Annotated in this window: 21 protein-coding genes; 13 read left to right on the top strand and 8 right to left on the bottom strand. The window is 36.8% G+C overall.

What is annotated here, in order from left to right:
- Positions 1 to 215: 215 nt before the first annotated feature.
- Together MY533_RS07320 and MY533_RS07325 are read right to left on the bottom strand one after the other, a co-directional pair.
- Positions 216 to 890, bottom strand: a complete 675-nt coding sequence (locus MY533_RS07320) for a C40 family peptidase (RefSeq protein ID WP_248718562.1) — start codon at positions 888 to 890, stop codon at positions 216 to 218.
- Between the two features lie 363 nt (positions 891 to 1,253).
- On the bottom strand, positions 1,254 to 1,646 hold the full coding sequence (locus tag MY533_RS07325) for a ribonuclease HI family protein (protein ID WP_248718563.1): 393 nt from the start codon (positions 1,644 to 1,646) through the stop codon (positions 1,254 to 1,256).
- A gap of 391 nt (positions 1,647 to 2,037) precedes the next feature.
- Between MY533_RS07325 and MY533_RS07330 the strand changes: the two genes are divergently transcribed.
- Entirely contained in the window at positions 2,038 to 2,229 is a 192-nt protein-coding gene (locus MY533_RS07330; RefSeq protein WP_132358910.1) for a zinc-finger domain-containing protein, read from the top strand.
- 287 nt (positions 2,230 to 2,516) lie between these two features.
- Here MY533_RS07330 and MY533_RS07335 read toward each other — a convergent pair whose 3' ends face one another.
- Both MY533_RS07335 and pepF read right to left on the bottom strand, forming a co-directional pair.
- Positions 2,517 to 3,500 (bottom strand): SEC-C domain-containing protein, encoded by a 984-nt coding sequence (locus MY533_RS07335; RefSeq protein ID WP_248718564.1) that lies wholly within the window; start codon positions 3,498 to 3,500, stop codon positions 2,517 to 2,519.
- A 226-nt stretch (positions 3,501 to 3,726) separates the two neighbouring features.
- Positions 3,727 to 5,541 (bottom strand): oligoendopeptidase F, encoded by a 1,815-nt coding sequence (pepF, locus tag MY533_RS07340; RefSeq protein ID WP_248718565.1) that lies wholly within the window; start codon positions 5,539 to 5,541, stop codon positions 3,727 to 3,729.
- Between the two features lie 452 nt (positions 5,542 to 5,993).
- Between pepF and MY533_RS07345 the strand changes: the two genes are divergently transcribed.
- Positions 5,994 to 6,434 (top strand): Dps family protein, encoded by a 441-nt coding sequence (locus MY533_RS07345; RefSeq protein WP_248718566.1) that lies wholly within the window; start codon positions 5,994 to 5,996, stop codon positions 6,432 to 6,434.
- 220 nt (positions 6,435 to 6,654) lie between these two features.
- Positions 6,655 to 7,002, top strand: coding sequence for a general stress protein (locus MY533_RS07350; RefSeq protein WP_248718567.1), 348 nt, complete (start codon positions 6,655 to 6,657; stop codon positions 7,000 to 7,002).
- A 92-nt stretch (positions 7,003 to 7,094) separates the two neighbouring features.
- Here MY533_RS07350 and MY533_RS07355 read toward each other — a convergent pair whose 3' ends face one another.
- The gene (locus MY533_RS07355; RefSeq protein WP_248718568.1) at positions 7,095 to 7,994 is read right to left on the bottom strand and encodes a DMT family transporter; all 900 of its coding nucleotides are present in this window, start codon (positions 7,992 to 7,994) and stop codon (positions 7,095 to 7,097) included.
- Positions 7,995 to 8,128: 134 nt separating this feature from the next.
- Between MY533_RS07355 and MY533_RS07360 the strand changes: the two genes are divergently transcribed.
- The 3 genes from MY533_RS07360 to MY533_RS07370 all read left to right on the top strand — a co-directional run bounded on the left by MY533_RS07360 (position 8,129) and on the right by MY533_RS07370 (position 10,203).
- Complete coding sequence (locus MY533_RS07360; protein WP_248718569.1) at positions 8,129 to 9,004, top strand: LysR family transcriptional regulator; 876 nt, start codon at positions 8,129 to 8,131, stop codon at positions 9,002 to 9,004.
- 96 nt (positions 9,005 to 9,100) lie between these two features.
- A complete protein-coding gene (locus MY533_RS07365) occupies positions 9,101 to 9,775 on the top strand; it encodes a phosphopantothenoylcysteine decarboxylase domain-containing protein (RefSeq protein WP_248718570.1) in 675 nt (224 codons plus the stop codon).
- Positions 9,776 to 10,047: 272 nt separating this feature from the next.
- Complete coding sequence (locus MY533_RS07370) at positions 10,048 to 10,203, top strand: YezD family protein (RefSeq protein WP_132358892.1); 156 nt, start codon at positions 10,048 to 10,050, stop codon at positions 10,201 to 10,203.
- Positions 10,204 to 10,284: 81 nt separating this feature from the next.
- Here MY533_RS07370 and MY533_RS07375 read toward each other — a convergent pair whose 3' ends face one another.
- Both MY533_RS07375 and MY533_RS07380 read right to left on the bottom strand, forming a co-directional pair.
- Positions 10,285 to 10,827, bottom strand: coding sequence for a carbon monoxide dehydrogenase (locus tag MY533_RS07375; protein ID WP_248718571.1), 543 nt, complete (start codon positions 10,825 to 10,827; stop codon positions 10,285 to 10,287).
- A gap of 137 nt (positions 10,828 to 10,964) precedes the next feature.
- Positions 10,965 to 11,453: a flavin reductase family protein gene (locus tag MY533_RS07380; RefSeq protein WP_248718572.1), complete on the bottom strand. Its 489-nt coding sequence runs from the start codon at positions 11,451 to 11,453 to the stop codon at positions 10,965 to 10,967.
- Between the two features lie 168 nt (positions 11,454 to 11,621).
- On the opposite strand from MY533_RS07380, the gene MY533_RS07385 reads away from it, so the two are divergent.
- Positions 11,622 to 12,407: a VOC family protein gene (locus MY533_RS07385; protein WP_248718573.1), complete on the top strand. Its 786-nt coding sequence runs from the start codon at positions 11,622 to 11,624 to the stop codon at positions 12,405 to 12,407.
- Positions 12,408 to 12,487: 80 nt separating this feature from the next.
- Here MY533_RS07385 and MY533_RS07390 read toward each other — a convergent pair whose 3' ends face one another.
- Positions 12,488 to 12,688 (bottom strand): cold-shock protein, encoded by a 201-nt coding sequence (locus MY533_RS07390; RefSeq protein WP_248718574.1) that lies wholly within the window; start codon positions 12,686 to 12,688, stop codon positions 12,488 to 12,490.
- A 444-nt stretch (positions 12,689 to 13,132) separates the two neighbouring features.
- Here MY533_RS07390 and MY533_RS07395 point away from each other — a divergent pair, with 444 nt between their 5' ends.
- The 6 genes from MY533_RS07395 to MY533_RS07420 all read left to right on the top strand — a co-directional run bounded on the left by MY533_RS07395 (position 13,133) and on the right by MY533_RS07420 (position 20,463).
- A complete protein-coding gene (locus MY533_RS07395; protein WP_248718575.1) occupies positions 13,133 to 14,815 on the top strand; it encodes a formate--tetrahydrofolate ligase in 1,683 nt (560 codons plus the stop codon).
- A 986-nt stretch (positions 14,816 to 15,801) separates the two neighbouring features.
- Entirely contained in the window at positions 15,802 to 16,416 is a 615-nt protein-coding gene (locus tag MY533_RS07400) for an HD domain-containing protein (RefSeq protein WP_248718576.1), read from the top strand.
- Between the two features lie 340 nt (positions 16,417 to 16,756).
- Complete coding sequence (locus tag MY533_RS07405; RefSeq protein ID WP_248719173.1) at positions 16,757 to 17,356, top strand: nitroreductase family protein; 600 nt, start codon at positions 16,757 to 16,759, stop codon at positions 17,354 to 17,356.
- Positions 17,357 to 17,796: 440 nt separating this feature from the next.
- Positions 17,797 to 18,582, top strand: a complete 786-nt coding sequence (gene gdh / locus MY533_RS07410) for a glucose 1-dehydrogenase (protein ID WP_248718577.1) — start codon at positions 17,797 to 17,799, stop codon at positions 18,580 to 18,582.
- A gap of 274 nt (positions 18,583 to 18,856) precedes the next feature.
- On the top strand, positions 18,857 to 20,302 hold the full coding sequence (locus MY533_RS07415; RefSeq protein ID WP_248718578.1) for a GMC oxidoreductase: 1,446 nt from the start codon (positions 18,857 to 18,859) through the stop codon (positions 20,300 to 20,302).
- A complete protein-coding gene (locus tag MY533_RS07420; protein WP_371873311.1) occupies positions 20,302 to 20,463 on the top strand; it encodes a hypothetical protein in 162 nt (53 codons plus the stop codon). Before MY533_RS07415 ends, MY533_RS07420 begins: the two co-directional genes overlap by 1 nt.
- Positions 20,464 to 20,500: the final 37 nt, after the last annotated feature.

The following is a 20,500-nucleotide window of genomic DNA, read 5'->3' on the forward strand; positions in this document are numbered from 1 at the left end:
AAGCGAGACAGACGAGCCCCCGCACGAAGCGAAGCGTAGGAGGAGGCTCGGCGCTCGCCCGCGGAAAGCGAGCGGAATGCTTCGGAAAACAACAGTAGAGTCACAGTGCCAAATGAAAAAAGCGAGGTATTCAACGATTATATCGTTGAATACCTCGCAATGTGAGAAGATATAGACTTTTTCAGTGCCTTCGGGCATCCCAACTGTTTTTTTATTCACTTTATACGACCATATCCAGCAAAGTGTGATTTCCAATAAGAGCTATTTAAGTTAGCAACAGAAACACCACCGTCACTTGCACTAATCATTTGACTATTTCCAATATAAATGCCTACATGAGAAATACCAGCTTTATATGTATTAGCGAAGAATACTAAATCACCTACTTGAGGTGAACTTACTTTTTTAGCTGAACTGTAAAAACCTGCTGCAGACTTACGAGCTGTAGAAATACCAGCATTATTATACACATAAGTGACGTAGCCTGAGCAATCAAAACCTGTACTCGGCTTACTTCCACCAAATGTATATTTTACGCCTAATTGTTTTTTAGCAACTTGCACTAGATTAGTAGTTGGTTTAGGTGTAACTGTTGGTTTAGGTGCAGCTGTTGGCTTAGGTGTAGGTGTTGATATTGTTGCTGATGTGAGTGGGGTATTGAGGTTTAACTTTTGTCCAACGCGAATTGTCGTAGAAGATAAGTTATTCCATTTCATCAATGTTTGATAAGTAACACCGTACTGATTGGCAATCTTCCATAAAGAATCACCAGATTTTACTGTATAAGTTGCTGCCGATGCTGTGTCAATTGTTGAAAAAAGTACAGATGAACTTAAAGCCAATGTAGCTAATTTCAATCCCCATCTATACTTTTTATTCTTCTTTTTCATAATATGTATCCTCCTGAAAACTTTTAAAAACTTAATACATATATGATATTATCATTGTAATATTACAAAAGTATGTCAATAAAATAACATTCAAGATACAAATTATACTAATAATAATTGGAAAATATATTGATTTATGGTTCATCATCAAAAATCAGGGGTGATATTTATATATAAATGCCATGTATGTAAGTTAATTGGATGAGGACTTGGCGATTGCTATGAGATTGCTCATAAGCATAAGTCTATATTTTTTTTTATATATGAAGAATGATAAAAATGAAATATTGGGGGATAGTAAGTATCTGAATAAAGGAAGGGAGGAGACCGACTCTTGGTAAGGCAAGGGACAGTCCCCATTGTTTAATTTTTTTCTTTTTGAATCGCTTTACGTGCAAGTGCATCTGCCGCTTTATTTTGTATATCTGGAACCCATTTAATGAAAAATAAATCGAAGCTATTTGCAAGTGTAAGTGCCTGCTCAAAATAAGGTTTAAATTCCTCATTTTTCACATATTCTTTTTCCATAGAGGCTACAACAATTTTTGAATCGGAGCGCACTGAGACTAGGTTTGAACCAAGCTTTTGTGCTTCCTCAAGACCGCGTACTAAGGCAGTAAATTCGGCAATGTGGTTATTGGTTTGCCCGATATACTCACTGATTTGTATATGATGGCCTTCTCCTTTAATAAATATCCCAATACCACTGGGGCCAGGATTTCCTGCACTAGCAGCATCAATATATACTTCTAACATAAAATCCCTACTTTTTGATTTAGATTATACATTAATTGTACATCAATAGTGCTTTTTCACAATATCTAAGTAGAAGATCGATTATGCCTTGGCATAATTTTAGTGGCATCTGCCAGAGGCTTTACTTCTTTCAGCAAGGTTTAGACACCTGCTGAAAAGAAAGTAGCCCAAATCCGCTTTTATCTCACTGCTTAAAAAGATGAGAAATGTACCTGTCGCTATGCTTTCGATACAAAAGGCATTTTGTAACTACAAAATCACCTGTGCCTGTCGATACAAAAGAGATTTGCAGAAAGATGTTAATGGATAAACAAAATAGTTGCTTGTTCAAAATGTTCACTTCATAATAGTAGGAAGTAAAATTTGGACGTGAAAGGAGCGAGAGTTCAATTTGGATAAAGTGACGGTTATGAAAGATATTGACGAACTACATGATACGTATTGTGCCGATTGCTTAGTGATAAAGCAATTACGAAAAGATCGTGGTAAACCTGGAGCTCACCGCTTTTGTATTGAAGCGTGCACCGTAGGAGAGCGACTACAATTTCTTGGAGAAGAGCTCTTGAAGGTGTATAGTAAATAATGTTTTTAACCAGTACAGAAATGTCGCAAAGTAATCATAGGAACTAAACAGACTATGTTTAAATAAAATAAAGCTTATTTCATTTTTGCTCAATAAATAATCATATTTACTAATTTCGATGCATAAATAACAATATGTTCGGAAATAATAGTATTGGTTGGTTACCATAGAAAAAGCTACTTTGTTGTTGGCTCATTGCCGATAATAAAAGTAGCTTTTTTCTATGGTAACTAAAATGCGCCACACACTCTAAATCTCCTCCAGGGTGTGTGGCGCTATTTTAAGCATTATTTAGTTGCAGCATAGCTACTTAAGTCTTGGTAGTATTTTGTGAGAGAGGAAGCTGAAATATCGAACGTCGCCGCAATTTCTTTTACAGTCAGTGATAACGGCTCGAATAACTCTTTTTCTTGACCATATCGAATCGCGCCGGCAGCAATAGCAGCCTCTTTGCGCGCAGATGGTTGTCCTTCAATTAAATAGTCCTCTAAAAGCTCTAACAAAGGAGCTGTTTCACGCTCATTTTGCTCAAGGAAATCTTTAACCTGAGTGATTACATTGCTCTCAAAGTTCGTGAACTCCTCGCCTTTATAACCGTTTGACACAAGTAGTTCCCAGAAGGATAAATGCTCTTCTTTTAGGAATGCTCCTGCCTTCTTCTCAGAAGCATCAAAAGTTTTCTTAAATTGCTCAAATACTTTAGCATGATCTTCTGGGAAGAAGATAAGCGTTGATACAGCTAAATAATGTTCCGATTTTTTTGTACCATCTGGTAAGATGAATGCAAAGACATGCATACCTTCAGGGATTGGTTTGTCATTTTCACGACGAATATGAATCTCTTCATTTGTTAACACATGTGTAGCCTTGAAATATTTTTCTTCTACAACTAACACCGAACCAATAAATAAACGAGGTTGTGACCAGCCTTCTAACACTTTTACCGTAGAAGGTCTTACCGTTTTTTTCTTTGTTTTCTTTAAGTAACCTTTCCAAATTGATGGTTCCTGATGGAAGAAGAAGTCGTCTAACGCGATCGCCTCGATCAGCTCTCTTTGTAGTACGCTCTCTAATTTAGGCTGCCATGAACCTACATGCTCTATATAGGCACGAACATCTTTACGTTCTGGATATTCTAAGTAAAATGTTTGTAGTACACGCTCTAATTCTTCGATTGCTACAGCTTCTACGGTAACCTGTTGTTTACCTTCACAACATTTTTTATATTTTTTGCCGCTACCGCATGGGCATGGATCATTACGTTTTACCATAATTAGAAACACTTCCTTTGAAAATTGTTAGTAGAATTTTGCTAAATAAATTGCATACAATTAATAATAACGGTACATTTGTACGAAGAAAAATGATTGTCTATTTAGAAATATCAAAAAAAACATTAGGGGGGTGGCTTGATTCTAGTATATGTATATATTTCCCTGCTTAGAACTAAAAAACCATCTACGCTTTAAAAATAGCATAGATGGTTAATTACTTTGTTTAGCCTTTGACAGCTTCCATTTCTATCGTTAATCTTTCGAGCTCATCAATAAGGTGACCAATATAAGCAATCGTATCTCGAAGCGGCTGATCTGTTGTAACATCGACACCCGCCATTTGAGCTAGCTCCACAGGTGATTTTGTACCTCCAGCTTGAAGGACTGCTAACCATTCATCTACAGCCGTCTTCCCTTCTTTTAAGATACGCTTAGATACTTGTGTGGAAATTGTTAAGCCAGCGCTATATGTGTATGGATATAGGCCCATATAATAGTGTGGTTGACGCATCCAAGTAAGCTCTGCTCCCTCCGTAATATCGACGGTGTCACCCCAGAAATCTTCTAATACGGAGCGTTTTAAGTGATTTAAAACAGTAGCATTCACAGCTTCTCCCGCATCGATTAATTCATATACTTTTCGTTGATAAGCTGCCTCTAGTAAGTGTGTGACAAAGTTATGATAATACGTTTTGGATACAATATTTGAAATTACCCAACGTTTGAAGCGAAGATCGTCATTATGGGTTAATAAATAATTGGCTAGCAGCATTTCATTCATTGTTGATGGTGCCTCGATAAAGTATAACGACGGACGACTGTTAAAATAGGATTGATGGCTATGTGCATTCACAAAATGACCTGCGTGCCCAAGCTCATGAATTAAAGTGAATACCTCATTCATACGTTCATTCCAAGACATTAAAATATACGGATGACTACCATATGGACTTGAGCAGAATGCCCCAGTCGATTTTCCTTTGTTTGGTGCATAATCAATCCAGCGTTCGTTAAAGGCCTTTTCGAGCATCTCTTTGTAACCTTCACCCATAACGTCTAATGCATTTTCAACATATTCTTTTGCTTCAGCCATTGTTAATTTCGGATCATAGTCTGGATCAAGGGCAATCTTTAGATCGGCAAATGTCATTTTTTCAATGCCGTTTGCTTGTTGAATAAGCTTTGCGTAACGGCGCATATGTGGAGCAAGCTCTTTCGTAATCAAATCTATTTGACGATTATAGAGCGTACGATCAACATCTTGATCAAATAATAAATAGTCAATGACAGAATCAAAACCTCGTAAATCAGCCATCGTTTTTTCCTGTTGAATATGTGTGTTATAAATTTTTGCAGTTGTGTGCTGATAATCGCGCAACTTATTCGAAAATGCTTGGAAAGCTGCACGGCGAACATTTGTATCGGCGTCAAACTCCCAATCATTCTCGTATAATACAAAACTAAGTGGATGTTTTTCGCCATTGGCATCAAATTCTCCAAAATGCATATCTACAAGCTTTGTCGTATTATACGTTTCATACGGTGCATCAAAAGTAGAGCTAAATGCAGCTAGTGCTTTTTCCACCTCTGGATGTAGCTGATGCGGCTTTTGTTTTAATAATTCCTCTATATAGACTTTATAATTAGGGCTTAATGTAGCAGCTTCCTCTAAAATAGACTCATCTAGTGCTAGTAATTCACTGCGTACAAAAGAAATTGTACTACTTATTTTTCCGACTGCCGTACCATATTTTGCAGCACGCATTTGAGCTTCGTTATTTGTATGGTCAGCCTGATTATTTAAGCTTGCATAAGTACCAATAGGAACTATGCTTTCATATAGTGCTTCATAAGCTTTTAAAACATCAATTACCTTTTGAGCACCCGTAATTGTACCTTGATACGTGCTTTCGAAATTTATTGCATCTTCTACAAGCTGCGCTAAAGCACGTTCAAAATCCGCGTCATTTTTAAGTAAATCTGTTAAGTCCCATGTTTGTTCTACTGGTACATCTTTTCGTAATGGTAATACCTCCATTTATGAACACCCCTTTTTAGTAAGTGATTCCATTATAACGAAACTATTTCGGAAAGTGAAATAATTATAGGTAATAGTTTCAATGTTCTTAAAAATGTAACAATAGTTTAGAAACTTATGTTCGTAATAGTTATACTGTATTTAAGGTAAGGGGGATGTAAGAGTGGATTGCTAAGTTTCAAAGCTTCCAGTGACAAAGATAAAAGAGGAACTAAAGTAGTCTAATTGTAAATGACAATCTCTTATTAGTTTTGATGATTTTTAAACTTCCAATTGATGGTATCCATTTGTATTTTAGGACTGGTTATGTAGCGGAAAATGTTTTGGTTTTGTATTTTTTATCTACAGATGACCTTAGAATTTTTTCCAATGAGAAAAATGTGTGTATAGCTAGCATACTTTGCAACGCATACTAAAGAGACTAGAATAACTGGTACATTGGAGGAGAAATAATGTCACAAAACTTAAACAAACAATTAAATAAACTTGTCGCTACATGGTCTGTACTTTATACGAAATTGCACAATTATCATTGGTATGTGACGGGGAAAGCTTTCTTTACACTACATGCAAAATTTGAAGAATTATATAATGAAACAACGTTAAATCTAGATGAAATTGCAGAACGTATTCTTTCGAAAGATGGAAAACCAGTTGCTACGTTAAAAGAGCATCTTGAGCTATCCTTTATAGAGGAAGCGGCAGGGAATGAGACGACAGAAGAAATGGTAGCAACAATCATTGCAGATTTCCAAAAACTTATGAAGGCTTTGAATTCGACGATGGAGCTTGCGGCAGAAGAAGGAGACGATCGAACAGAGGATATACTAAATGCTATGTATCAATCGTTAGAGAAGCATACATGGATGTTGAAGGCATTCCTTGGGCATTGAAAACCAATTAAATGATAGGCAAAGGGGACTATAATGTACTTCCATTGCCTATTTTTTTAATATTTCATAAAAGTATTAGACCATTGTTTCAAAAGGTGAACATGGATCACAAAGATATTACAAATATTAAAGTTCGTTAAAAGAATGGGTAAAATGGATTTATTTCTTGAATAGGAAGGTAAGATTCTTAGTAAGCCAAACAAATTAGGAGGAATTGAACATGATAAATGAGCAAAACCCACAAATTGAAGTGGCCCATACGAGGGAAGAAATGCTCCATATTTTAGAAAGTTTGCGTTTAGAGGCATGTCAAATAGAGGACATTTATGTTATTGCAAAGGATCCAAGCAAATTTGATGGTGTAAAATGGGGTGCTAATGTTAAAACCCATGAGGTGGGGAATTGGGTTGATCAAATTAAGTCTTGGTTTACCGGTGAATCGGCTGTAAAAGAAGGATTTAAGCGATTTGACCTTACGGAAGGTCAAACAGCTTACTATGCTCATCTCGTTGAACAGGGTGTTATCGTATTATTCGCTGAGCAGTCAGCTGAACCTATGACGACATAATATATACTTTGATGATAATTGCTATTTGCCTTGATTCACTTTAACAAGGTGAGTTTTAAAAAACAGAGTGAGTGCACATGCACCACTCTGAATTAATTTATAGCTTTTTCTTGTTCATGTTTTTTAATAAAGCGTAAAACATGGAGATGCTCTAATTGGGCAACGAGATTACCAATTAGAATAAAGCTACCACCTATTACTATTTTTACTGTTATTCCTTCACCGATAAACAGCATGGCAAACATCGCCGCGAAAATTGGCTCTAAGGAAAATATTAGTCCTGTATGTGTAGCAGAGGTAAACTGTTGTGCAACAGTTTGACCTACGAAGCAAAATGCACTACAAATGACACCAAGTCCTATAATAGCAATCCAAGAAGTCGTTGTATTTGGAAGTGTTGGTGTTTCGAAAATAAATGTTAATACAAGTGCATAAAGTCCAGCAAAACCGAGCTGGTAAACGCCATAAGAAATTGATTCAACGCTCCGTGTAAATGAGCTGTTTAATAGTAAGTAAAACGAATAACATAGTGCAGCAATGGCTACTAGAATATCTCCTTTTTGAAAGGTAAATGAGCCATGTGCCGTTAAAATTGTAATCCCAATCATTGTGCAAATAATTGCAAAGCTAACTGCTCTTGAAGGTAATTTCTTGTCAATAAAACTGCTGAAAATAGGTACTAAGATAACTGTTAGACTTAAAATAAAACCAGCATTTGATACCGATGTCGTTTCTAGTCCGAATAAGCTTAGAACGAACACAATGAATAATATAAACCCTTGTATAGCTGCATATTTTAGTGTCTTCACATCGACTTTAATCATGCGTTTATAAAAGATAATACCAGCTACGAAAAATGCGATGATACAACGCAAAGCCACCACATTATAAACAGCCAATGTTTCAAGCCCCATTACCATAAAAGTATAAGATAAGCCCCAAAACATTGTCACAATAACCATTAATAAATTTGCTTTTCCTTGGATACTCATTATGCTCACCTACAATCTGTGTACTAAAACAGTTTTTATTCTAAAATTTACTATAAATCTTGTATTGTGATTAGTAAAACGAATGTTTATAATGGTTGGTATTAAAAAAATTCATGTATATAGAGGACAAGGCGATGAGTTTAGTCAAATATGAGATTTTGAATAAAGTGGCTGAGGTAGCTAGCTTTACAAAAGCAGCAGATGCATTGGGATTAACCCAATCTGCTGTAAGTCATGCTGTTTCAAGCTTAGAAAAGGAGTTCGGCTTTGCACTCATTCACAGAAGTCGAGCTGGTGTCACGTTAACGAGTGAAGGGAATACAATGCTGAGGGCAATGAGACATGTCCTCGATGCACAAGAACTATTACAGCAAGAAGCTGCACACATACTTGGCGTTACGAGAGGAAAAGTAAGAATTGGTGTAATTTCAAGTATTTCTTCGAACTGGATGCCGGAAATTGTTCGTATTATGGACAATCAATTTCCTGGTATACAAGTCGAATTGCGTGAGGGAGATTATTATGAAATTGAACAATGGCTATTAAGTGGAGAGGTTGATGCGGGATTTTTAAATGGTCAAAAGTCTAAACAGTATCATTTTACCGAACTTCAGCAGGATCCGTTGCTGTGTATTGTCTCCGATAAAAGTCCACTTTATCATAAAGACGAAATTGATATTGTTGAACTAGAAAACATGCCATTTATCATGACTTCATATAAAGGGACAAATGATGTAAAAGTGTTGTTAGAGCAATATCACGTGAAGCCTAATATTCGCTTTGAACTATCGGAAGAAGTAGGGATCATTTCAATGATTGCTCACCAGCTTGGCATTAGTATTTTACCGAAATTAGTGACGTATAACTTACCTCCTACGATAAAAGCTATACCTTTAAAACAAGGTGGCTATCGCACAATTGGAATTGCTATGAAACATCATGCTTCACCAGTGACCAAGAAATTTGCTGAGATATTAAGTTCCTGGTTACAAGAGCAAAATAGGAAATAGTATTAATTTAATGCCAACCTTATAAAACAACATTGAAGCATAACATAGCATTACGATAAAATAGTAATTGTATATTTTCTAGAAAAAGGTGAGTGTATGGGGACATTACGAGGTAAGACCGTACTCATTACAAGTGGGGGAACACTTGAAAAATGGGATCGTGTGCGTGGACATACGAATTTATCGAAAGGGTCGATGGGCTGTTATTTAGCTGAAGCGGCACTAGAGGCTGGAGCAAACGTATTGTATATGCACGGTTATTTTGCACAGCTTCCGGCGAACAAAGACAAAATGCGTACCATTCGATTTGAAGGTATTGAAGATTTAGGCGACAAAGTTCGACATGCTGTTCAGGAAGAACATGTGGATATCGTTATTATGGCAGCTGCAGGTTCTGATTGGCTCATTGACAAAGTGTATGACCAATCTGGAAATTTAATGGAGGAAGCAGGTAAAATGCCATCTGATGAGCCACCTATCATTCACTTTAAAAAGGCGCCTAAAGTATTAGGTCAAATAAAAGGGTGGCAGCCTAAAGTAACTTTAGTAGGCTTTAAACTCGAGGCAACAGATGACGAGGAATTTTTACTATCCCGTGCACGTCTACGGATGGAATCTGCCAACGCTCAGTTTATGGTAGCTAATAGCTCACAATCTTTATATGGTGGTGATGAGCCACACTGGATTGTACCGGCTAAAGGAAAACCGATGAAGGTTATGGGCAAGCAAAAGACAGCGACAGCACTAATGGATTGCCTACAAAATGATTAATAAAAAACTGTGTAGAGGTAAATAAATCTACACAGTTTTTGTTTTGGTGTTTTTTCGTTTTTTAATTCCTTAGTAAACAAATAAGTTTTATAATATTTATGTTGACAATCGGTTTTCAGAATTATAGAATTATTCCAAAGAAGCGAAATACCTACAACTTGGCCTAAAAAGAAGCTTTATAAATATGTAGGTCAAATCCAAAGAGCTATATACGATAAGTGGCTATAATTAATGTTTTGGCCTCAAATATGTTAAAAGAAGGGGTGTATTGGATGACTCAACAGGCAAAGGTAAATGACAATAAACTAGAGGCAATTGCAAAGGCAATTCAAAATTTGGAATTTGGAGAAGTACACATTACGATTCAAGATGGTGTCATTGTGCAAATTAACAGACTTGAAAAACAAAGATTTCCGCAGAAAAAATAACAGTATAGGGGATAATTCGATTGTTTAGGTTGGCTATTTTATGTTTAGGAACTGATGAGCGCTCCATAGCAACAGCATAGATTATGTTAAAGAGTTAGCTATTTTAACTAATGTGTAAGGTGTATCAGTGTTAGTTACCTCTTTATAAATACCTAGTAAATATTGCAAATTATTTTTTTCAAAGACAAAAAAGTTAAATAGTTGGTCTTCAAAATAAATTGCTTTTGTATCATCTAGAAGAGTATATTCTTTACCTTTTAAGTTCAATTTGTCTTTAAAGTTTATTTTATGCTCTATTGATCGAATCTCAATTTTATAAATATTTTCTTTTATTTCTTTATTAACAAACATAATACTCAATGCTTCATTCACGTTATATTTTTTATCTTCGTAAAATTTCCCAAATTGATGTGTGAAGGAAATCGGTGGCATAAATTGAGGTAACTTTACCTTGCACTTACAATGATATTCAAATTCCTTAACGGCCTTTTCCACGGATATATATCCACCTTCAGCGAATTTTTCTTCAAACGAAGGAGGGGCGGTGTGAAAATTTGCGGTTACCCATTCATTAGTCGAAAGTAAAAAAATAATAGGTAACATGTAAAGGGATTTTTTTAACATTTGTCATTCACCTCATTAATTATTGTTTCATCAATCAAACTTATTATTTCGATAAAGAGCGGAAAAATACGTCAAAAAAACAGGATGATTACGACGAGTCATCCTGTTTTTTTGCGTCTATATTTTCTTGCAATAGCCTATTCATAAAAACTATTTGGGATTTCACCAATATGCCTGCGATGATAGAGTAAGGGTTCCTTCTGTGAATTCTCAATTTCTAGAACCTGCCCAATAAATATCGTATGATCTCCAGCATCGATTTGCTGAGATGTTGTGCATTGCAAAATGGCCGCAGTATCATGTAAAACCGGTAGACCTAAAGCAGAGGTTGACCATTTAGCCTGGGCGAAACGATCTGGGATTTTACTTGAAAATAGCGTACATAAGTGTTCTTGATTGCTCGCTAAAATATTGACAGCAAACTTTTGAGTCGTTGTAAAATATGGATGTAGCTGTGATTTTTTATCGAGCGACCACAAAATAAGGAGTGGGTCTATGGAAACTGACGCAAAGGAATTGACAGTTAAGCCAATAGGTTCACCTACGTCATTACAAGCAGTGACAACGGTAACACCTGTTGGGTAATTACCTAATGCTAGTTTAAAAGCAGCTACTTTGTCTGTCATTTTAATCACCTCTTTATTGTTTTTTAATAAACTACTAGATCGAAATCCTTTTGTTGCTGATATCGTAAAATATAGCAACTTTTAATAATTATAATATTCTAAATTTTATTTTAAACCAACAAAACTAACAGGTAAAGTATATAATAGAGAAAAAAAGGGGGTTCAGTCATGACTTTATATTTTGACCATCTAGTTCATCAAGTTCAATCACCAGAAAATACAAAGGTTTTTTTAAATAAACGTAATATCCATACAGTTAACGGTGGTCAACATACAATGTGGGGGACATACAATACGTTAAGCTATTTTGGATTAAACTATATTGAGCAAATAGCGATTTATGATCGTACTTTATTTGAAAATGCAGTGAAATTACCTTATTCCCTACATTATACGTTTAAACGTGCTAACGAGCGCTATGGTTTTTCAAGAATTGCATTACGGACAAAAAATATAGAACAAGAGGCACAACGTTTACGTGCGCTTGGATTTGAAGTATATGGGCCTGATGCTTGTAGTCGTACAAGACCAGATGGCTCTGTAGTAGAATGGAAGCTATTGCATTTTGGGAAGCCAGAGCAGGCAATTGATTTTCCATTTTTGATTGAGTGGACGGATACAGATGAGGAACGTTTTGCACAATTAAAAGCAAATGGAGCCATTGATACGAATCAAACAATATCGATGGAATCTGTCCAATTTTATGTGAAAGATGTGCAAGCAACAGTGAAGTTATGGAAAGAAGTATTACAACTACCTGAACCTGAACAACATGAGCAATTTATCTCCTTACATCTACCCAATATTCGACTGGATTTTTATGACGAAGTGGCTGCAGCTGCTATGACACTAGGTCATTTACATGAAGGGGCGTTTGGGGTTACTCTTATAGATACTAATAGAACGAAGGAAACGCTAGTTTTTCCCGGAGCTTTTTATTGGATCAATCGCTGAAGTTATAGTGTTATAAAGTAGCGCTAATTTCAGCATTTGAAAAAAAGGAGCCGTTCATCCACCGAACAGCTCCTTTGAGTTTATAGTTTCACTACATTTGACGCCTGTGGCCCTCTATTACCTTCGACCACTTCAAATGATACCTTTTGACCTTCATCAAGTGTACGGAAGCCTTCCTCTTGGATTCCCGTAAAATGTACAAATACATCTTCTCCATCATCACATTCAATAAAGCCATAACCTTTTTCATTATTGAACCACTTTACGATTCCCTGTTGCATAAGCATTCGCCTCCCATGCGCTTGAATGTAGAATAAAATCAATTAAGTCGTGACATAAATTGTGAAAATGTGAAAAAATGCATTTTCATTTAGAACATACATGAATTGTGCAATGTTGTCAATCGATTGTCGAAATACTTGAATAACTTACTATGATTTTTTTCACAATAAAGTCTATAATGGAATTAACTTCTTTCAGCAAATTTCTGCTGAAAAAAGTTAAGGCCTCCGGCGGATGTCCCAGAATCGGAAAAGCAGTCTTAGAGGATGTTAGCCTAAATGCGATAACGGCTAACTGACCTGCATCGGTAAAAACGCCATGTCTTGTGGCATTACCGAAATGACCGACATCGTGTCGGCCCTCGTGCAGGCCTAAGCACAAAGCCGATTCAGGACGCAATTATGCCGAGGCATAATTGACCGACATAGAAAGTAGGATGCCAAATGACAACGAAAAAACAACAACCTTTGACAGATTTAGAAATCGCTAATCAAGCGGTTATGCAACCTATTACTGAAATAGCGAAAGCAGTAGGTATTCCAGAAGATTCACTTGAACAGTATGGTCGCTACAAAGCAAAAATTGATCCATTAAAAATTACAGCACATGGTGAGGATGCTAAGGTTGTATTAGTAACAGCTATTAGTCCAACTCCAGCAGGTGAAGGGAAATCAACTGTAACGGTTGGGCTTGCTGATGCACTTCATCAATTAAATAAAAAAGTTGTTGTTGCTTTACGTGAGCCATCACTTGGCCCTGTAATGGGTGTAAAAGGTGGCGCAACAGGTGGTGGATATGCACAGGTTGTACCAATGGAAGATATTAACTTGCATTTCACTGGTGACCTTCATGCGATAACGACTGCGAATAATGCATTATCAGCTTTTATTGATAATCATATCCATCAAGGAAATGCTTTAAACATTGATCCTCGCCGTATAATTTGGAAGCGTGTAATGGATTTAAATGATCGCGCCCTGCGTAAAGTAGTTGTGGGTCTAGGTGGTCCTGTTCAAGGGATGCCACGTGAGGATGGCTTTGACATTACTGTTGCATCAGAAATTATGGCCGTTTTCTGTTTAGCTACAAGTATTGAAGATTTACGTGAACGTTTATCAAGTATCGTCATCGGTTATACATTTGATCGTGAGCCTATATTCGTCCGTGATCTTCAAGTAGAAGGGGCCTTAACATTGTTATTAAAAGATGCCTTCAAACCAAACTTAGTGCAAACGCTTGAAGGAACACCTGCCATTATTCACGGTGGACCATTTGCTAACATCGCACACGGCTGTAACTCGATTATGGCGACACAAACAGCTCGTAAGCTTGCAGATATCGTTGTGACAGAAGCAGGCTTTGGTTCAGATTTAGGTGCTGAAAAATTTATGAATATTAAAGCGCGTAAAGGGGGCTTTAAGCCAAGTGCAGTTGTAATCGTAGCTACAATTCGTGCATTAAAAATGCACGGTGGTGTAGCGAAAACGGAACTAGTTGGCGAAAATGTAGAGGCACTTTTACAAGGAATTGAAAATTTAGCCAAGCACGTTGAGACGATTCGTACATTTGGCGTTGAGCCGATTATCGCTTTAAATCGTTTTATCACGGACACAGAGGCTGAGTTAGAAGCAGTCCTGAATTGGTGTCAAGAAAATCATGTTCGTATCGCACGTACAAATGTCTGGGAGGAAGGCGGAAAAGGTGGTCTAGGCTTAGCAGAACAAGTGCTAGCTGTTCTTGATGAAGACAACAATTTCTCACCTTTATATGATGTAACAGAATCTATTGAGGAAAAAGTACGTACAATTGTGCAAAAAGTTTATGGTGGGAAAGATGTGCAATTTACCGACCAAGCAAAAAAACAAATTGCCCAAATTGAAAAATTTGGTTGGGATTCTCTACCGATTTGTATGGCGAAAACGCAATACTCTTTATCAGACCAACCAAGTCTTTTAGGACGTCCAGAAGGCTTTACAATCACTATTCGCGAAGTCATTCCAAAACTTGGTGCTGGCTTCCTAGTATGCTTAACTGGGGATATTATGACAATGCCAGGTTTACCAAAAGCACCAGCCGCTTTGCGTATGAATGTTGATAATGAAGGACATGCGGTAGGGTTGTTCTAGCGTGAAAGAAGTACAAAAGAATATATAACTGCAAAAGCTGCTCCTATAAGTTATTAAGGGCAGCTTTTTCAGTTACAACCGCTAAAAACTAAAAAAGGGAAGAGAAAATTAATAGCCCGGAATGGATATTGATTTTTTAATCTGTGTAGCGTATCCAAATCCAAGAGGCAAATTCAAAATCGTGAAAATAAATAACAAAAAGGGTAATAAGGCTCGTCATAACCCTAAAATTTCCCGTGTTGGGCATTGAAGAAACAATAAAAGCTGCCAGCATCTACAAGAAATCAGATGGGCAGCTTTTATTGTTTCTTCAGCGGGTTGGTATTACATAACATAACTATCGTTCCTACTTCCTTCTAATACTTACGGCTTCAATAAAACTCATAAAAATCGTTGCCTAAAAAAGAATTCTCTAGTCTTGTTAGCACAACTCTGATGATTTGACTTTTCGCATAATGTTGGCAAGAAACTGGTATGCTATTTGCCATTAATAGGAGGAGTTACGTTCACACATATTCAAGATAATGAATAGAAGAAGGTAACGTCTATTAATGATAAAAATATCACACGCTTGCTACATATGCTCCAAGCTTTCTCGGTTGTGAAAATAAAATAATTGTTTGTTCACTTATCTCGTCATGTACATTCACTATGCGGGTTAAAACAAAGAATTTCTAAGGGAAAGTGTTCACTTTTATTTGTTTAGATGATTGGTTTTCATTATACGAACGTCATCTTTCAACACAGTATTCAATTGTAAAGCCCGCTGAAGTTGTTTAATCTGTTCAAAACATAGTTTTTGTACATCACTGAAATAGTAAACCTACAGAACAAAAATAGTTGTTCTGTTCATTTATCATACAATATTCTGTAAAATCAGTCAATTGAAAACAACTTCCCAATTTTTTTAAGCCTAGACGTTACTTAATTACCAACTATACTAAGAGATACCGTATAATAAAGGATGAAGGGACTGAACTAAAAATATGAACAATTTAATGGACAAAGTACGAGGGATTTACGAGCAATTTGATGCTAGTCATGATTTTCAACATATTGAACGTGTTTATCAAAATGCGTTAACGATATTACAAACAGAACCAGAAGCCGATGCAGAGGTCGTAAAAATTGCTGTACTGTTGCATGATGTTAGTGATAAAAAGTATACCGATAGTAAGGAGCAAGAGAATAAGCTAATTGCTGAGCTGTCATTAAGCGAGGAGAAGAAGCAACATATTCGAGATTGCATAGCACAAGTATCGTTTAATGGTGGCAATGAGCTTGAAATAACTTCTCTAGAAGCAAAAATAGTACGAGATGCAGATCGTTTAGATGCGATTGGAGCAATCGGTATTGCGCGCACCTTTGCTTATGGTGGAGCTAAGGGTCGAAAGCTTTACGATAAGGAAGAGAATGCACGTAATGATATGACAGAGGAGGAGTATCGCAATAAAAATACATCCTCAGTTACGCATTTTTATGAGAAGCTATTATTGCTGAAGGATTTAATGATTACCGAGAAGGGTAAGCAAATGGCTAAAGAACGCCATCAATTTATGGTACAGTTTTTAGAGCAATTACAAAATGAAATAGGTGAGTAATACCTCACCCTAAAAAATCCGTTGTCTATTTCAATAGATAACGGATTTTTTTAGGGCTAATAGGTTGATTCATTTACTTGGAAAGGAGAAAAAACATGTAAGTTATTGCGATATATTCAAATGTGAAAGTTAAGTTACCTTTACTGCATAAAAAGCCGATGCAACATTACACCCGCAAACTTGAAAAAATTGTATTAGACATTTTACATTTTGAATACTCTTTCGTTTGTTTGGATACCATATTATTATCATGCTCATTATGAACAAGTGGTTCCTGCTGTAATTAGGCGAGGACTTAGTAGTTAAAAGTGCCATTTATAATTTTAAGAGGAGGAAAATGATGACAAAGGATTTTTACACTACACTTAAAGAAAGACGTACTTACTATGGAATTAATAAAGAGGTAAAAATATCGGATGAAAAAATTAAAGAAATTGTAGAATTTGCTGTGAAATATACCCCGTCAGCATTCAACTCTCAAACTGCACGTATTGTTGTATTATCAGGTGAGGCACATAATAAATTGTGGGACATTACGACTGAAGTATTAAGAAAAGTCGTTGGAGAAAGAGATTTTTCTGCCACTCAACAAAAAATGGATTCTTTTAAAGCGGGTTATGGTACAGTATTATTCTTAGAAGATGAGGCTGTAGTTAAATCGCTTCAAGAGCAATTTGCTGCATATGCTGAGAACTTTCCAATTTGGTCAAATCAAGCATCAGGTATGCACCAATTAGTTGTGTGGGCAGCATTAGAAGCAGAGGGATTAGGAGCTTCTTTACAACATTATAATCCACTAATTGATGAAGAAGTGAAAAAAGAATGGAATATCCCTGAAAATTGGAAGCTCATTGCACAAATGCCCTTTGGCAATCCAACGGTAACACCAGGCGAAAAAGAATTCCAATCACTTGAAGATCGAGTGAAATTTTACAAATAATTATCTCTTTTTTAACAGTAAGAAAATACTATTTATAGCCAGTTACGGTATTGAACCAGTGACTGGTTATTGTTTAATTCGTTTTATCTAGATTTCTAAGCGTTGTTAGAAATGGGGAAATTATCTCGGAAACGGGCAGTGCGCTGCAAATTTGCATTTTCCTGACGGTACCTTTATAGCATCATATTAAGAATCCATTTTGAACGAATGTTCACATGGATTCTTCTTTATTTTAAAGTAACGTTTTTCAATGGTATAAAAGTTTTGCTTCGTTCCATATTATTATTACGTTTTAAGAAAGTGGAAACCCGGTGGGCAGATTTTTTCATAGGTGAGAAAAAAACAAAACGACAACTTATAGTAATTTTCATTGGGATTATTGTTATGTCGCTGCTGGATTTATGGTAGGAATGGCGAAAGTATAAGGAGGAGAACTTTAGATGTATCCAGATTTAGAGGGAAAAGTTATTGTTATTACAGGTGCTTCAACAGGATTGGGAAAAGCAATGGCATTACGCTTTGGCGAGGAGAAAGCAAAAGTTATCGTAAATTTTCGCTCAAATGAAAAAGAGGCAAATGCTGTTGTTGAAGGAGTGAAAAAAGCAGGAGGGGAAGCGATAGCTGTAAAAGGAGATGTGTCTGTCGAAAGTGATGTTATCAATCTCGTCCAGACAGCTGTGAGTAAGTTCGGAACACTCGATGTGATAATTAATAACGCTGGTATAGAAAATCCAGTACCCTCACATGAAATGTCGCTTGAAGATTGGAATAAAGTAATCAATACGAATTTAACAGGTGCATTTTTAGGAAGTAGGGAAGCAATTAAGTATTTCGTCGAACATGATATTAAAGGTACCGTGATCAATATGTCCAGTGTTCACGAAGTTATTCCATGGCCTTTGTTTGTTCACTATGCAGCTAGTAAAGGAGGCATTAAACTAATGACACAAACATTAGCATTAGAATATGCCCCAAAAGGAATTCGTGTCAATAATATCGGACCTGGTGCGATCAATACGCCTATTAATGCTGAGAAATTTGCCGATCCTGAAAAACGTGCAGATGTTGAAAGTATGGTACCAATGGGTTATATCGGAAAACCAGAGGAGATTGCAGCAACAGCAGCATGGCTTGCTTCATCCCAAGCTAGTTACGTAACAGGGATCACTCTATTTGCAGATGGTGGCATGACTTTATATCCTTCTTTTCAAGCAGGTCGTGGGTAACGGCAACGAAAATATAATTAATTCCCGCATTCAGTACAGTTAAATTTATGGATTGCACTTGCTGATTTAATTAAAAACTAGCGTAAATAAAAACTGGCATTGGAAGCTATCAGATATTTTCCCCTTCCCAATGCCTTTCTTTATGTTCTAGGAAAAAGAGAAATAATAGGAGCATCACCCACTTTAAACCTGGTCTTTGTTCTTGAATGGTGATATCAAATTAGCGAAAGTCATAAACTTAAATGTCAAAGACTAACACGAAAGGACGTGTATTATGTGGGTTTATCCAAATAATTGGATCCCGACTAAATCGCTGGAGGATATGGCCAATACGAACTATGATGTTCTAATCGTCGGAAGTGGTGCAGGTGGTGGGGCAACGCTTTACCGTTTATGCGAAATGTGGAAGCATCAAGGGGCTAAGCGAATCGGTATTTTAGAGAAAGGGACGAAACTATTTCATTCACATGCGCTGAATATTCCCACAATGAATGTCGATCGAATGCGCGATCAGCTATGGCCTGATAATTCTACTCCTGTAGGAGAAAGTTTACCAGAATTTTCAGGTGCAAGATTAACATTTGCACTGGGTGGCAGGACATTGTTTTGGAATGCTGCCTGTCCGAGACCTGCTCAGTTTCATCTTCAGAATTGGCCTGTACATCCAGATGAATTAGATGTATATTTCAGAATGGCAGAGCATGTCTTGAATTGTACAACATCCTATGCAGATGGTTCTTCAATGCAACGGATTCTTATGAATCGGCTTCACGCTGGTGGTATTCTAGAAGCCACGAATATGCCTCTTGCCATTGATATGAGAGGACCACGCATGGGGGAAATTTACTCTAACGCATGGTTTAGTTCAATCAAATTTCTTGCGTATGCCTTCAATGATAGACCATTTGATCTTGCGTTAAATGCTTATACGACGCGAGTATTGGTTCAAAACGGAAGAACTGTTGGGGTAAGTGTTGCATCAACACAAGACAAAAAAACTTACACTATTCGGGCCAAAAATGTGGTTGTTTCTGCAAGTACATTAGAGACACCTCGAATTTTGCTAAATTCCGGTATTGATGGTCCAGCTATAGGGCGCTATTTAACTAATCATTCATTTGTATTAGGTACGGGAAAAATAAGTCGCAAGCAGTTCTCAGAGAATATCGGTAATTTAGCAATTTTGAAACGTGAAACAAAGCAATTTCCTTATCAAATACAAATATTAGGTCCTAATCAATATTTTTCTTACCAACAGTTTGAAGATAAGGTACTTCCTAACCAAGTTAGTGTTGTCTATGCAACTTTCGGTTTGGTAGAGCCTCGAAGAGAGAACAGGGTTTTCTTAGATCCTAACCAACGAGACGAATATGGTGTTCCACTAGGGCAAGTAAACTTTTCTTATAGTGAAAGGGATAAGGTTGTTATTAATCAAATGCGTGAGGGAATCATTCAATCTGCTACTGCGATGGGAGTTACATTAGATGGTGAGCCTACCTTAATGCCACCAGGAAGTGACGTCCATGAATCCTGTACATGTCGGATGGGTACCGACCCATCTACTTCGGCAACCAATTCCTATGGAGAAATTCATGGTGTCTCAGGTCTGTATGTAGCAGACAACAGTGTAATACCTTTTCTTGCTGCAGCAAACCCGACAAACTCAACGGTTGCACTTGCGATACGAATGGCAGATAATATTATTCGTAGAAACCCATAATGGGTAGCGATAACTGGAAAAAATCCAAAGGAAGACCGGGGGAAAATGCGGATGTAGCAGCATGGTTTGCTTCATCACAAGCTAGTTATGGAACAGGGATCATTCTATTTGCTCATGGTGTAATGACTTTAAACCTTTCTTTCCAAATAGGCTGTGGATAAGTAACGCGACGAAAATATTAAATAAATAAAAACTGGC

This window comes from Lysinibacillus sp. Ag94 (assembly GCF_023242215.1).
Taxonomy (GTDB): Bacteria; Bacillota; Bacilli; order Bacillales_A; family Planococcaceae; genus Lysinibacillus.